The 13,909-nt window shown below is 70.3% G+C and carries 13 protein-coding genes; 9 read left to right on the top strand and 4 right to left on the bottom strand.

Annotation, left to right across the window (positions count from 1 at the left end):
- The first annotated feature begins 13 nt into the window (after positions 1 to 13).
- Complete coding sequence (locus tag AB0I98_RS29740) at positions 14 to 865, top strand: ABC transporter ATP-binding protein (RefSeq protein WP_362947393.1); 852 nt, start codon at positions 14 to 16, stop codon at positions 863 to 865.
- Here the strand turns inward: AB0I98_RS29740 and AB0I98_RS29735 are convergent.
- From AB0I98_RS29735 to AB0I98_RS29725, 3 genes are all read right to left on the bottom strand, one after another.
- Positions 844 to 1,014, bottom strand: coding sequence for a helix-turn-helix domain-containing protein (locus AB0I98_RS29735; RefSeq protein ID WP_362947390.1), 171 nt, complete (start codon positions 1,012 to 1,014; stop codon positions 844 to 846). The two genes, AB0I98_RS29740 and AB0I98_RS29735, sit on opposite strands and share 22 nt — an antisense overlap.
- Before the next feature lie 228 nt (positions 1,015 to 1,242).
- Complete coding sequence (locus AB0I98_RS29730) at positions 1,243 to 2,022, bottom strand: SDR family NAD(P)-dependent oxidoreductase (protein ID WP_362947387.1); 780 nt, start codon at positions 2,020 to 2,022, stop codon at positions 1,243 to 1,245.
- 27 nt (positions 2,023 to 2,049) lie between these two features.
- On the bottom strand, positions 2,050 to 2,349 hold the full coding sequence (locus tag AB0I98_RS29725) for a hypothetical protein (protein ID WP_362947384.1): 300 nt from the start codon (positions 2,347 to 2,349) through the stop codon (positions 2,050 to 2,052).
- Between the two features lie 339 nt (positions 2,350 to 2,688).
- On the opposite strand from AB0I98_RS29725, the gene AB0I98_RS29720 reads away from it, so the two are divergent.
- Positions 2,689 to 3,645: a LysR family transcriptional regulator gene (locus tag AB0I98_RS29720; RefSeq protein ID WP_362947382.1), complete on the top strand. Its 957-nt coding sequence runs from the start codon at positions 2,689 to 2,691 to the stop codon at positions 3,643 to 3,645.
- Positions 3,646 to 4,289: 644 nt separating this feature from the next.
- Here AB0I98_RS29720 and AB0I98_RS29715 read toward each other — a convergent pair.
- Complete coding sequence (locus tag AB0I98_RS29715) at positions 4,290 to 5,207, bottom strand: alpha/beta hydrolase (RefSeq protein WP_362947379.1); 918 nt, start codon at positions 5,205 to 5,207, stop codon at positions 4,290 to 4,292.
- A 562-nt stretch (positions 5,208 to 5,769) separates the two neighbouring features.
- On the opposite strand from AB0I98_RS29715, the gene AB0I98_RS29710 reads away from it, so the two are divergent.
- The 7 genes from AB0I98_RS29710 to AB0I98_RS29680 all read left to right on the top strand — a co-directional run bounded on the left by AB0I98_RS29710 (position 5,770) and on the right by AB0I98_RS29680 (position 13,904).
- Complete coding sequence (locus AB0I98_RS29710; RefSeq protein WP_362947376.1) at positions 5,770 to 6,627, top strand: helix-turn-helix domain-containing protein; 858 nt, start codon at positions 5,770 to 5,772, stop codon at positions 6,625 to 6,627.
- Positions 6,628 to 7,010: 383 nt separating this feature from the next.
- On the top strand, positions 7,011 to 7,217 hold the full coding sequence (locus AB0I98_RS29705; RefSeq protein ID WP_362947461.1) for a hypothetical protein: 207 nt from the start codon (positions 7,011 to 7,013) through the stop codon (positions 7,215 to 7,217).
- A 382-nt stretch (positions 7,218 to 7,599) separates the two neighbouring features.
- Complete coding sequence (locus tag AB0I98_RS29700) at positions 7,600 to 8,490, top strand: helix-turn-helix transcriptional regulator (RefSeq protein WP_362947373.1); 891 nt, start codon at positions 7,600 to 7,602, stop codon at positions 8,488 to 8,490.
- Positions 8,491 to 8,727: 237 nt separating this feature from the next.
- Positions 8,728 to 9,369 carry a (2Fe-2S)-binding protein gene (locus tag AB0I98_RS29695; protein WP_362947370.1) on the top strand — a complete coding sequence of 214 codons (642 nt, stop codon included), beginning with the start codon at positions 8,728 to 8,730 and terminating at the stop codon, positions 9,367 to 9,369.
- Between the two features lie 5 nt (positions 9,370 to 9,374).
- Positions 9,375 to 10,355: a xanthine dehydrogenase family protein subunit M gene (locus AB0I98_RS29690; RefSeq protein ID WP_362947367.1), complete on the top strand. Its 981-nt coding sequence runs from the start codon at positions 9,375 to 9,377 to the stop codon at positions 10,353 to 10,355.
- A complete protein-coding gene (locus AB0I98_RS29685) occupies positions 10,352 to 12,559 on the top strand; it encodes a xanthine dehydrogenase family protein molybdopterin-binding subunit (protein WP_362947364.1) in 2,208 nt (735 codons plus the stop codon). The genes AB0I98_RS29690 and AB0I98_RS29685 overlap by 4 nt, the downstream gene beginning before the upstream one ends.
- Before the next feature lie 145 nt (positions 12,560 to 12,704).
- A complete protein-coding gene (locus tag AB0I98_RS29680; RefSeq protein WP_362947362.1) occupies positions 12,705 to 13,904 on the top strand; it encodes an XdhC/CoxI family protein in 1,200 nt (399 codons plus the stop codon).
- Positions 13,905 to 13,909: the final 5 nt, after the last annotated feature.

The following is a 13,909-nucleotide window of genomic DNA, read 5'->3' as shown; positions in this document are numbered from 1 at the left end:
CAAGGAGACGTCGATGCTCGACGTACGCAACCTGCAGAAGATCTACACCGGACGCAATCGCAGCGTCGAAGCACTTCGGAATCTCACATTCCATATCGATGCCGGCGAACTCGTATGCCTGGTCGGCCCGTCGGGCTGCGGCAAGACCACCCTGCTGAAGTGCATGGCCGGCCTGCTCGACCCGACCAGCGGCGAAGTACGCCTGGACGGCCGCCCGGTCGACGGACCCCCGCCCGGCATGGCGGTCGTCTTCCAGGAATACGGCCGCTCCCTGTTCGCCTGGATGAACGTCCGCGACAACGTCGCCCTGCCCCTGCGCCGCAAGAAGCTCGGCAAGGCCCGCGAGAAGGAACTGGTCGACCACGCGCTGGAGGTGGTCGGTCTCGCCGACGCCCACCAGGCCTATCCGTGGCAGCTGTCCGGCGGAATGCAGCAGCGCGTCGCCATCGCCCGCGCCGTCGCCTTCGAACCGAAGGTGCTGCTCATGGACGAGCCGTTCGCCGCCGTCGACGCGCAGACCCGCGCCGAACTGGAGGACCTCATCCGGCGGTTGTGGCGCGAACTGGGCGTCACCGTCCTGTTCGTCACCCACGACATCGACGAAGCCGTCTATCTCGGCCAGCGCACCATCATCCTGTCCACCTCGCCGACCGTGGTGCTGGAAGACCTGACGATCGATCTCCCCGACGAGCGCGACCAGTTGCACACCCGCTCCAGCACGCGCTTCGCCGAACTGCGTGCGCACGTGTACGAGCAGATCCAGCGCGCCAAACACCACAACGGCGACACGGCTTCGGGCGACGTGGCCCAGGATCTCGGCCTGGAACTGCAGGGAAGCGAGGCTCATGGCCGCCGCACCCCGTAGCCCACGGTACGCACCGTGTGGATCAGGTCGGGCGCGCCGGCGTCGGCGAGCTTGCGCCGCAGACAGCCGACGCAGCACGCCAGATTGTTGGTGTGCGGCCCGCAGTCGTAGCCCCATATCCGGCTGGAGACCGTCGAGTGTGCCAGCACGATCCCCTCGTCGCACCATCAGCTCCAGCAGATCGAACTCGGTTCTCGGCAGCTGCAGTTCCTCGTCGGCCCACCAGGCGCGGCGGGCGTCCGGGGCGATGCACAGGGAGGCGGTCCCCAGCAGGCCGCCGGCCGGTACGTCCCCCTGGGCCCGCGGCGAGGGCGCGGCCCGGCGCCGCAACGCACGCAGGCGAGAGAGCAGTTCGGGGAGGCGATTAGCGCGGCCCGTCAGTAGTGGATGGGTCCGCGCATTCCTCCGCTGGCGACGACCGGGTCGCCGTTGAGGGCGACGCTGCGGGGGCTGGCCAGGAAGGCCACGACGTCCGCGACCTCCTCGGCGGTCACCATGCGGCCGATCGAGACCGTCGACGCCGCCAGGCGCTCCGCCTCCTCGACGGAGACGTCCCGGGCTCGGGCCAGCGACTGAACGTGCTGCTCAAACGCCTCGGTGCGGGTCGGACCCGGGTGTACGACGACCACGTTCACCCCGTGAGGGCCAAGGTCGTCGGCGAGGTTCTTGCTCATGGCCGCCACCGCGATGTTGCGGACCGACCCGACCACCGAGCCGGTCTGGCGTGCGGCGACCCCGCCGATGTTGATGACGCGGCCCCAGCCCTGGTCCCGCATCAGCGGGGCGAAGGCGCGGACGGTGCGCAGATATCCCCGGACCTTGACGTTGATCTCCGTTTCGAAGTCGTCTTCGGCGATGGCGCCGGAATTGGGCCGGGCAGCCGCGTTGACGAGGATGTCGACGCCGCCCAGTTGTTCGACGACACCGCGGGCCATCTCCGTCACCGATGTGTCGTCCCCGGTGTCCGCGGCCACGGCGATCACGCGGCCCCTGCTGTCGGCGGCGAGCTGCGCCGCCGCCTTCTCCAGCGCCTCACCGTTCCTCGCGACGAGAGCCACGTCCGCGCCTTCGGCGGCCAGAGCACGGGCCACGGCGAAGCCGATGCCCCGGCTGCCTCCGGTGACGACGGCTCGGCGGCCGTCCAATTGCAGGTCCATTGACCGCTTCCTCTCAGTTGTGCCCAGTCAGTTGTTGCAGGGTTCGGGCAGCGGCAGTCCGGCGAGCGCGTCGAGGACCGCCCGCTGTCTGTCGTCCCGCGTGGTGGTGAAGTGTCCGTACCGGTTGAGCCCGTAGGTGTCCTCCACGAGCTGGACCACCTTGTCGCGGAGCATGACCGGGTGCTCCTCGTCCGGTACGCCGGGCGCGACGAGGCCGCGGTAGCCGACCGGTCCGCCGCCGAGGTGAAGGCCGAGGAACGGGCCGAGGGCGGACCAACGCAGGCCGAGCGAGGAACGGACGATCAGATCGAGCTCGTCCCGTACCACCCGAGTTCTCAGCGCTCAGGCCGACACCGGCGAGTACTGCCTCCAGCTCCGCGTGCACGTTGAACCCGTCGCCGGTCGCCGGATGCGCCAGTGAGGACTCCAGCCTCTCGGTGAGGGTGGGTGTCGCAGATCCGGCAGGAGGCATGGAGGTGCCCCTTTCTCAGGCGGGTGGTGTGCCACGGCCCGGCCGCCGGCCGGTCTCGTGCCGGCGGCCGGGCCAGGAGCTCGTCGCAGCCGTTCGACGTCACTGCTCACGCTAGGGCCGGGCCCGGTACCGGTCCACGTCCGATCGGCGGACGTGAGTGCGACCGCGACGGACGCACCGGGTACGGTGCAGCGGTGGACGTGTGGCACCTGCGCTACTTCATCGCCGTGGCCGAGGAGCTCAACTTCACCCGCGCGGCACATCGCCTGAACATGTCGAGTTCACCGCTGAGCCGGCGGATCCAGGACCTGGAGAAGGAACTCGGGCAGCGACTGTTCCTCCGTGACCACCGCACCACGTGCCTCACGCCGGCCGGTGAGGCACTGCTTCCGCTCGCCCGGGACATCATCGCCCGTTTCGACGCCGTCCCCGCCACCCTGGCGTCCGCGGTGCACGGTCCGTCACGCACCGCCACCGTGGGCATCGGCGGGGAGATACCCGGCGCCGTACGCGCCAGGGTCCTGGACGCCGTGAACGCCGCGGCCCCTGACCTGGAGATCGACATCCGTCCCGGGGCCTCCCGCCAACTCCTGAACTCGGTGCACGCCGGGGAAGTGGACCTGGCCCTGGTCTGCGGCCCGGTCGTGGACCAGGGTCTGCGTACCCACCCGGTCAGCCGCCGTCCGCTCGGGATCGTCGTCGCGGCCGGGTCCGTGTTCGACGGACGCGCGTCGGTCCGTCTGGAGGAACTAGCCCCGCTGACCTTCGCCATGTACGGGCAGGAGGACTCCCCGGCGCTGCTGAGACACGTCGACGGCCTCCTCCACGACGCCGGAGTGCACCGGCGGCTGACCGTCGACAGCCCGGTCGGCCTCCCTCATGTCGTCTCCACAGGACACGCCTTCACCGTCATGGCGAACGACGAAAGCGGCGTCGTCCAGCGCATTTTCGCGGACGAGAAGGTGCTCTGCCTGCCCATCGACGGTGCCCACCTGGAAGTGACGACCCTGGCCGTCTGGCGCCAGGACCGGGAGAAACGGGGGGACCCTGTTGCCGACCTCGCGAACGCCGTGACCGGGCTGCCGCTACCGAAACGGACACCGCCGGCGATGGCCGGAACGGAAGAGGAACCACCCGAGAGTCAACGCTGATCGGGGAAAAGAGGAGGATGCGGCACCCCGGCAGCGGCCCCGTAGACGAGGGCTGCCGGACGCGCTCTTCAGGAACTGCGGCCCAGGGGTCAGCACGGGATCCCGCCGAATTCCCCAGACCGATCCCGCGCAGGAGAGGTGAGCAGGGGTGACAACGGGTGACGGCATGTCAGGTACGCCGAGTGCCCGCGCCGCTACCTGGAGCCGACCGGTCTCCAGACCGGTGAGTCTGTGAGCATTGCCGGGCCAGCAGGGAAGTGTTCCCGGCCAGGTCGGCGCCCGCTCCTCGGCCGAGGGCGCCCGAACCTCCGCGTCCGCCTCTCGCCAGCGGCACTCCCACTCGCCCGGGCCGGCGTCGAGTAGCACGCCTTCGCGGCCATCTCCCGGTACGGCGGCTTGCCCGCCTTCTCTCGCAGCAAGCGGTGAAGGACAGTCTGTCCTTGAAAACGCTGGGCGGTGAGCGTGTTGTTCAGGGCGGCGGGGATCGCGGTGCTTCCGACGTTCAGTGTGATCGGAGTGCTGCCCTCTGCTGTGTGATGTCGCGTGTCGGGTCTTCGTTTCGTGGCCGCCCGTCGAAGTGTGGTTGTCGCGGGCAGCCCGGGTGCGGCCGACCCGCGCCATGAGCAGGCCAGCCGCTGGGGGTGCTACAGCCCCAGGTGCTTGCCGAAGAACTCCGACAGCTTGGCGACCGCGGACGTCACGTACGCGTCCTTGTCGTACAGGTCGATGTGGGTCGCGCCCTCGATCAGGAACAGCTCCTTCGGCTCGGCAGCCTGGGCGATGGCCTCCTCGCTGAAGTAGCGGGTGTCGGCGTCCGTGCCCGCGATCATCAGCAACGGGCGCGGGGAGATCCAGCTCTGGTGCGCGAAGGCGCTGTACTGGGCCATCACGTCGGCCCGGACAACGGCCCAGTTGGCGGAACGCGGGTGCTGGGCGCGCGGGGTGCGGTAGTACTCGTGTCCCTCGCGGTAGATGCTGCGCTCCGGGAAGGCGGCGGCCTCCGCCGCGGTGGGCGGGACCAGGGTCAGGTTGATGACTCCCTCGCCGCGTGCCTCTGCGTTGCGCAGCACACCGGCCTGGTCCAGCAGGGCGTCGCGAACCTCGAGGCCCTGCACCCTACCCACGCCCTCGAACAGTCCGCCGGCGATGTCGAAGGCGCTGACAGTGGCTACGGCCTTGATACGGCGGTCGGTCTGGGAAGCGGACGAAAGGTAGCCGCCGGAGGCGCAGATACCGAGGCCGCCGACGCGGTCAGGGTCGATGTCGCCGCGGGATGCGAGGTAGGAGACGGCGGAGCGGAAGTCCTCTGTGCGCTGGAAGGGGTCCTCCAGGTTGCGGGGCTCGCCCTCGCTCTCGCCCTGGTGGGCGGCGTCGAAGACGAGGGCGGCGAAGCCTTCGCGGGCCAGGCGCTCGGCATAGACGGAGGCGGTCTGTTCCTTCACGCTGCCCCAGGGGTGGCCTACGACCACCGCGGGCAGCGGCCGGCCCGAGTAGGTGTCGGGCAGGTACAGGATGCCTGCGACCTTCAGGCCCTTGCTCGGGAAGCTGACTTCGGTCTTCACCAGGGAGTTCCTTGTCTGGAAAAAGGGGGTTACTGGGTGCGGGTACGGGGTGCCTGGTACTGGTCGTCGATGACCGGCTCGTTCCAGGTGGTCGCGGGGATGCCGTCGCCTTTGCACTCCCACCGCGCGATGTAGTCCATGAAGCGGCCGGGCGGCGCCGTGCCATTGCTCCTCGTACGGAGGGCAGGCGACGGTCTCGCCGGGGTGGGCCTCGGAGGCGGTGCCGTCGCGGGCGCCGATCAGGGCGGTGCCGGAGGCCGGGGCGCCCCCGGATGTCGCCGAAGAGGACGTCGTGGGTCAGGTCGGCCAGCTCCGGCGCCACTCGCCGATCAGCTGCTGCGCTGCGGACTGCTGCTCTGCCATGGTGCGGCTCCTGCCATGCAAGAAACGGTGCGATCGGGCTGCGTTTCCGGCTGCCTTCGCAGGCTTCCGGGACGGCCTCGACCTCTACGTTCACACGGCCCAGGTGCTTCGCAAATGGGAGAGAGCCCTCCTGGGAAACGGCTGCCGTAGGAAAAACTCTCCCACCCAGCTTGGCCGGGCTACGGTGCAGACTGGGGCCATGACCAGCAATGCGCCCCTGAAAGAGCTGGGCGAGTTCCTCAAGGCCCGCCGTGCCGAACTCAGCCCCCGCACCGTCGGTCTGCCCGACACCCCGCGCCGCGTCCCGGGGCTACGCCGGGAGGAGGTCGCCCGGCTGGCGTCCATCAGCACCGATTACTACATCCGGCTCGAACAGGGCCGCCTGCAACCCTCGGGAACTGTTCTGCAGGCGCTCGTGCGGGTCCTGCACCTCAGCGACGACCAGCGGGACTACGCGTTCAAGCTGGCGGGACGGGACACCGTCCGGCCCCGGCACCGCAGCGTTCAGAAGGTCCAGCCCCAGCTGCGACGCCTCCTGGACGACCTGAACTCCACCCCGGCCATCGTGATCGGCCGCCGCACCGACGTCCTCGCCTGGAACACCCTCGCCGCCGCCCTGGTCACCGACTTCTCCAAGATCCCCGACAAGCACCGCAACTACGTCCGGATCCTGTTCACCGACCCCGCCATGCGCACCTTCTACCCCGACTGGAGCGCCGTCGCCCGCCTGGCCGTGGCCATGCTGCGCATGGAAGCCGCCAAGTACCCGCAGGACGCGCGCCTGGCCTCCCTGGTCGGCGAACTGTCCGTACGGGACGACGACTTCCGCACCTGGTGGGGCAGCCACCAGGTCACCACCGGAAGTGTCGGCACCAAGACGCTCCACCACCCTGTCGCCGGCGATCTCACGCTGGACTGGGACACGCTCACCGCCGGTACCGACCCCGACCAGCACCTCCTCGTGTGGACCGCCGAACCCGGCACGCCCGCGCATGACGGCCTGCGCCTGCTCGCCTCCTGGGCCGCCAGCACCCGCATCAACGCATCGGCCACCTGACTCTCCGGTTGCGCCTATGAACCGTGCTGGGTCGAGAGAGAGCAGCACTGCCGCCCGCACAAGTCAGCGAGAACCATCAGGCGCCGCTTGTGGACGCGGTGGTCGACCCAGACACCGAGGACGATTGCAAGCAGGTTCGGGGTCCAGATGAGCGCAGTCAGCCACGCCACCTGATTGGCCGAGGCGTGCAGCGCCCCGCCGCGATCAGTTGAGATAGCGGCCCGAATCGCTGGAAGAGCTGGGCGAACCGGCTCCACCAGTGCACTGGGGGTTCTTTGTCCTTCAGTGCGCCGACGGCGAGCCGGGCCAGAACCTGGGGTTGCGCTCACCGCCGATCAGCGCGCGCCCTCGCCGACCGCGGGGCGCCTCGCGATCTGATCGACGTGTTCGCAGCCTCCCGCCGCTGGACCAATGCCGAGCTCGAGGAGTTCGGCCGCCGCCACGCCCGCGGCCGCTTCGAGCGCGAGGATCTGCAGTCGAACCTCACGGGCGCCGAGTGGACCGACGCCGAAGCCTTCGCCACGTACGACCTGGACTGGCGAAGCGCTCCTGCAGATCGTGCGATGTCGGGTCGGTGGCACGCAGGGTGACGGTGACGTCGGTTTGATCACGCCCTCGTCGAGGGTGACCGCCACGTCGATGGATCCGCTGCCGCCGCTGTACTCGCCGTCCGCGTATGCCCTGACTGGTCAGCGCGAGCCGACCGTTGACGGTGAGCGACTGCCATCGACCGGGGCGCCGCGCTCATCACTGCGCACTCCGCAGGCCCAGATCGGCTGCGCGATGAATTCCCTTGGCTTTGCATCGGCGACCTCGGTAGCGCCGGCATGGGGGCGCGCTCGTGAGTACCCGCCGTCCAGGCAACCACCCGCGGTGCCCACGTGCGCCGCCGTACGGGCCCCGCTCTTCGGGGGGTCTGCCAGTACCCCTTACAAGGCCCCGGCGGGCGAAACGCCGTCCTACGGTGGTCCCATGGACCGCAGCAGCGAGATCCGTGAGTTCCTGCGCACCCGCCGGGCCCGGATCACCCCTGAGCAGGCTGGCCTCACCCCACACCCGGGGCCCCGCCGCGTACCGGGGCTGCGCCGCGAGGAAGTCGCCCAGCTCGCCGGGGTCAGCGTCGACTACTACGTCCGGCTGGAGCGAGGCCGCACCCAGGGCGTCTCCGAAACCGTCCTGGACGCCGTCGCCCGCGCCCTGCAACTGGACGACACCGAACGCGCCCATCTCTTCACCCTCGCCCAGCCCAAGCCCACCGCCCGGACCCGCCGCAAGCGCCCGCTCGCCCCCCAAAGGGTCCACCCGGTCCTCTACCGCGCCCTGGACGCACTCAGCGTCCCCGCGGTGATCGAGGGGCGACGCCTGGACGTTCTGGCAGCCAACAAGCTCGCCTGCGCTCTTTACACGGACTTCGAAGCCCGGCCCCGCCGCGAGCGCAACTTCGCCCGCTACGTCTTCCTCGACGACGCCGCCTTCAGGCTGTATGCCGACTGGGACCAGGTGGCCGAGACGTGCGTGGCCAGGCTCCGCCTGTACGCCGGCCGTCACCCCGATGACGCGCAACTCACCGAGCTTATCGGCGAGTTGTCTTTGCACAGCGACACCTTCCGCAGCATGTGGGCCGATCACAACGTCCGCGCCCATACCACCGGCACCAAACGCCTGCACCACCCGCTCGTCGGCGACCTCACCCTCCAATTCGCAGTCCTGGCCGTCGAGGGCGACCCCGAACAGTCCCTCGTCATCTACACCCCCGAACCCGCCTCTCCCTCCGCCGAGGCCCTCAACATCCTCGCCAGCTGGACCACCACGCACACCACCAGCCCCCACACCACCGGACAGACACACAACCCCGCCGGCTGACACCCGCGACGCAAGCGCCGGGTCGCATCCGGAGCAGAGCGGCAACGACGGTCGCGCGCCTGATGGGTCCAGCGGACCTGCCGACGCACGCCCTCATGCGTCGACGCAGCATCCGTCATCGCCAGACGACGGGGCAGACCAGCCGGTTGTTGCCACGTCTTGCAGATGACGCCACTTCTCCTGCAAGTGCGCCGATGAGCAAGGCCGTTGACCTTCCACCGAGTCGAAAGCGTACGCATGTCTACTGAAGTCACTGATGCATCTGTTCCTCCGCCGGTCACGCCCCCGTCGGAACCGTCCCGACGCACCTTTGTCGCCACGACCGCCGCTGTCGGTGGTGCTGTGGTGGCGGGCGGCCTGGTCGCGGGACCGTTCGGCCTCGGCGCCGAGGAGGCGGCCGCCGCTGACGCGCCGCCCAGCGGCCGTGTCTCCCTGACCGTCAACGGGAAGCGGCACACCGTCACCGTCGACAACCGGACCTCGCTGCTGGATCTGCTGCGCGAGCATCTGGAGCTGACCGGCAGCAAGAAGGGCTGCAACGCCGGTGCTTGCGGGGCCTGTACGGTCCTGGTCGACGGCCGCCGGGTCAACTCCTGCCTGACGCTGGCCGTCCGTCTGGAGGGCGCCGAGGTCACCACCATCGAGGGCCTGGCCGACGGCGCCGAACTGCACCCGCTGCAGCAGGCGTTCATCGACGAGGACGCCTTCCAGTGCGGCTACTGCACCCCCGGCCAGATCATGTCCGGCGTCGGCTGCATCCAGGAGGGCCACACCGGCTCCAAGGAGGAGATCCGGGAGTGGATGAGCGGCAACATCTGCCGCTGCGGCTGCTACGTCAAGATCGTGCGCGCGGTCGAGCAGACCGCGCACGGGAAGTGAGTGCCATGTACCCCTTCTCCTACACCACGGCGGACACCACCCGCGAGGCCCTGGACGCGGGCCGGCGCGGCGGACGCTACATCGCCGGCGGAACCACCCTGGTCGACCTGATGCGCGAGACCGTCGAACGACCCAGAACACTCGTCGACATCACCGCTCTGCCCCTGCGGGAGGTGACGGTCACCGAGCGCGGGGGCCTGCGCATCGGCGCCCTGGTGCGGATGGCCGAGGCCGCCGCCCATCCCAAGGTGCGCACCCTCCACCCCGTGATCTCGCAGGCGCTGGAGCTGAGCGCGTCGGCCCAGTTGCGGAACATGGCCACCATCGGCGGGAACGTCATGCAGCGCACCCGCTGCACGTACTTCCGTGACATCAGCGCGAATTGCAACAAGCGCGAGCCGGGCTCCGGCTGTGCGGCACTGGAAGGCTTCAACCGCACCCACGCGATCCTGGGCACCTCCGCGGACTGCGTGGCCACCCACCCCTCCGACGTGGCCGTCGCCTTCGCCGCGCTGGAGGCGACCGTCCACCTGCTCGGCCCGGACGGGGAACGCAGTCTCCCCTTCGCCGACTTCCTGCTGCGGCCCGGCAGCACCCCCAACCGCGAACAGGCCCTCCGCCAGGGCGAGTTGATCACGTCCGTGGAGATCCCGGCCCACCCCCGTCCCCTCAAGTCCGGCTACCTGAAGGTCCGCGACCGGCAATCGTACGAGTTCGCCCTCACCTCCGCGGCCGTCGCCCTGCACGTACGCGGCGGACGGATCCAGGAGGCGAAGGTCGCCGCCGGAGGCGTCGGCACCGTGCCGTGGAAACTGCCCGCGGTCGAGCGTCACCTCATCGGCGAGCGGCCGTCCGAAAGCCTGTGGGCCGCGGCGGCCGAACAGGCAGCCGACGGGGCCCGCCCCCTGGAGCACAACCGCTTCAAGGTCGAGTTGCTGAAACGGACCGTCGAACGCCAGCTGCGCGTCGTAGGAGGTACCAAGTGAGCCCCCAGCCGCAGGCAGCCGTCGGCGCGCCGCTCTCCCGCGTGGACGGCTGTCTGAAGGTGACCGGGAAGGCGACGTACGCCGCCGAGCACGACATCAAGGGCGTGGTCCATGCCGTCGTCGTCGACAGCACCGTCGCCCGCGGCCGGATCACCGGCATCGACACCCGCGCCGCCCTCGCCCAGCCCGGCGTCCTGAAGGTGATCAGCCACCTCAACGCGCCCAAGCTGGCCTACCGCGACAACCCCGCCTCGATCGACCCGCTGGAGGGCGATCGACTGCACGTCTTCCAGAACGACCAGGTCCTCTTCCACGGGCAGCCGGTCGCCGTCGTCGTCGCCACCACGCTGGAGACGGCGCAGCACGCGGCAAGCCTGGTGAAGGTCTCCTACGACGCCCGGCAGCCGTCGACCGACATGGCCGACCCGGCCGACCGCCCGGACTGGAAGCCCGTCACCTACGCGCGCGGCGACGCGGACAAGGCGCTCGACTCCGCCGCCGTACGGCTGGACGTGACGTACCGGACAGGCCGCAACCACCACAACCCGATGGAGCCGCACGCCACCATCGCCCGCTGGGACGGCAACCGGCTGACCCTGTGGGACAAGACCCAGTGGGTGCCCGGCACGCAGGTCGAGCTGGCCGCCGTGTTCGGTATCCCGCAGGAGTCGATCCGGGTCATCTCGCCGTTCGTCGGCGGCGGGTTCGGCGGCGCGATCCGCTCCTGGCCGCACGTCACGATCGCGGCCGTCGCCGCCCGTGAGACGGGCCGCCCGGTGAAACTCGTGCTCTCGCGCAAGCAGCTCTACTTCGGGGTCGGTTACCGGCCCACGTACGAGTTCCGGCTGGGCCTGGGCAGTGACCGGCGCGGGCGCCTGACCGCCATGGTCAACGACGTGACGGCCGAGACCTCGACCTATGAGAACTTCACGGAAGAGGGCATCCTGGCCCCCGGTCACATGCTCTACAGCACGCCCAACGTCCGCCAGGAGTACCGGACGGTGTCGCTCGACGTGAACACGCCGTGCTGGATGCGCGGGCCCGGCTACGCCACCGGCTCCTTCGCCGTCGAGTCGGCGATGGACGAACTCGCCCACGAACTCGGCATCGACCCGATCGAGCTGCGCAGGCGCAACGAGCCGGCCAAGGACGAGTCGAACGGACTGCCGTTCTCCACCCGGCGGCTGCGCGAGTGCTACACCACCGGCGCCCGCGAGTTCGGCTGGGACCGCCGCGACCCCAAGCCCCGCTCGACCCGCGACGGTGACTGGCTGATCGGCACCGGCATGGCCGTCGGCGTCTACCACCACCTCTACTGGGCAGCCCAGGCGTCGGTCCGGCTCAACGCCGACGGCACGGCCCTGGTCGAGGCCGCGACCAGCGACATGGGCCCCGGCACCTACACCTCCCAGAGTCAGCTCGCCGCCGATGCCCTCGGCCTGACCATGCGCAACGTGACCTTCCGGCTCGGTGACTCCCGTATGCCGGTGACCCCGCCGCACGGCGGCTCCATGACCATGGCCAACGTCGGCTCCGCCGTCCAGGACGGCTGCGACAAGCTGCGCAAGCAGGCAATCGAACTCGCCGTCGAGGACGAGGACTCGCCGCTGTACGGCGCCGACGCCGCCACAGTCGTCGTACGAGGCGGGCGGCTGTACGTGAAGGACAACCCCACGCGCGGGGAGACCTACCAGCGGCTGCTGGCCCGCAACGACCGCACCCACCTCGAGGTGCTCGGCTCCTACACCCCCGAAGAGTCTCACCGGGCCTCGGTGCACTCCTACGGCGCGGTGTTCGCCGAGGTCGCCGTCGATGCCCGCCTCGGTCTTGTCCGGGTGCGGCGGATGCTCGGCGTGTACGACGTGGGCCGCGTCATCAGCCCCAAGCTCGCCGACAGCCAGGCCCTCGGCGGCATGGTCGGCGGCATCGGGCAGGCCCTCCTTGAGCACACGGTCATGGACCAGCGCGACGGCCGCATCGTCAACGCCGACCTCGCCAACTACCTCGTCCCCGTCAACGCCGACATCCCCGACCTCAAGGCCATCTACCTCGACGGCGAGGACCACGAGGCCGACCCCATCGGCGTCAAGGGCATCGGCGAAGTCGTCCAGCTTGGGGTGGCCGCCGCCCTCACCAACGCGGTCTTCCACGCCACCGGACGCCGCATCCGCCACCTGCCCATCACGGCCGAAGCCCTGCTCTGAGCAACCGGGCTCGCCACGACCGCCCTGCGGGCCACCCCCCGCCACCCCCCGCCATGCAGGGCCCACCAGGGCCGCCGCCGCGAACTCCGTCCCCCCGGCGGTGCGGCGGCGGCCCGTTCACCACGTCCTTGAGGAAGACCCGTCCATGCTGAACATCGCGGAAACGCTGTACGCCTGGTGCCGGGAAGCCCAGCCCTTCGCCCTCGCCACCGTCGTCGATGTCAGCGGCAGCGCACCCCTGCCGCCCGGCACCGCGCTCGCCGTGAGCGCCGACGGCGACGTGGTCGGCAGCGTCTCCGGCGGCTGCGTGGAGGCAGCGGTCTACGAACTGTGCCGCGAGACCCTCGAATCCGGCGGTGCTCCGGTGCTGACGCGCTTCGGCTACTCGGACTCCGACGCCTTCGCCGTGGGCCTGACCTGCGGCGGCGAGATCGAGATCCTGGTACAGCGGGTGGATCCCATGGTGCAGCCCCATCTCACCGCAGCCCTCGCCGAGATGGTGGCGGGCCGGCCCGCCGCGGTGGCCCAGATCGTGGACGGCCCGGAAGAACTCCTCGGCAGCACCCTTTACGTGCCTGCCGAGGGCCCGTACGACGGAATCCTGGGCGGGCGACGCGAGGACGAGGTCGTCGCGGCGCAGGCACGTGCGCTGCTGCGGGCCGGCCGCACCGGCCGGATCGAGGTCGGAGGAGACGCCGACACCTGCCCCGAGCGGCTGTCGGTTCTCGTCCACACCAGTGCCCGGCCTCCCCGCATGCTGATCTTCGGTGCCGTCGACTTCGCCGATGCGCTGAGCGAGGCGGGGCGTTTTCTGGGCTACCGGGTCACGGTCTGCGACGCCCGCCCTGTCTTCGCCACCCGCGCGCGCTTCCCGCATGCGGACGAGGTCGTGGCCGACTGGCCGCACCGGTACCTGGCCGCCACCGAAATGGACTCCCGTACCGCCATCTGCGTCCTCACCCACGACGCCAAGTTCGACATCCCCCTTCTCCGCCTCGCGCTGAGCCTGCCGGTCGGCTACATCGGGGCCATGGGCTCGCGGCGCACCCATGAACAGCGCCTGGAACTGCTGCGGGACGCCGGCGTACCCGAGGCGGACCTCGCGCGCCTCAACTCCCCGATCGGACTCGACCTGGGCGCCCACACCCCCCAGGAAACGGCCATTTCCATCACCGCCGAGATCATCGCCCACGCCCACGACGGCACCGGCCTGCCCCTGTCCCGCCGTACCGGCCCGATCCATGCCCCGGTGACGGCGTCGTCGAAGGGGGCACTGGCGGACCCCCCGAAAAGCAGTACCCCGTACGCGGGCCCGGTCGTGGCCGACGGGTGGTTGCCTGGATGAGGGGC

Origin of the sequence: Streptomyces sp. NPDC050211, from assembly GCF_040656035.1 — a bacterium.
Classification (GTDB): domain Bacteria; phylum Actinomycetota; class Actinomycetes; order Streptomycetales; family Streptomycetaceae; genus Streptomyces.
This window is presented reverse-complemented; position numbering and strand designations above follow the sequence as displayed.

Coding starts and splice junctions, on each gene's coding strand:
- AB0I98_RS29740 (WP_362947393.1), top strand. CDS start 14: ATGCTCGACGTACGCAACCTGCAGAAGATCTACACCGGACGCAATCGC.
- AB0I98_RS29730 (WP_362947387.1), bottom strand. CDS start 2,022: ATGGACCTGCAATTGGACGGCCGCCGAGCCGTCGTCACCGGAGGCAGC.
- AB0I98_RS29710 (WP_362947376.1), top strand. CDS start 5,770: ATGACCAGCAATGCGCCCCTGAAAGAGCTGGGCGAGTTCCTCAAGGCC.
- AB0I98_RS29700 (WP_362947373.1), top strand. CDS start 7,600: ATGGACCGCAGCAGCGAGATCCGTGAGTTCCTGCGCACCCGCCGGGCC.
- AB0I98_RS29695 (WP_362947370.1), top strand. CDS start 8,728: ATGTCTACTGAAGTCACTGATGCATCTGTTCCTCCGCCGGTCACGCCC.
- AB0I98_RS29690 (WP_362947367.1), top strand. CDS start 9,375: ATGTACCCCTTCTCCTACACCACGGCGGACACCACCCGCGAGGCCCTG.
- AB0I98_RS29680 (WP_362947362.1), top strand. CDS start 12,705: ATGCTGAACATCGCGGAAACGCTGTACGCCTGGTGCCGGGAAGCCCAG.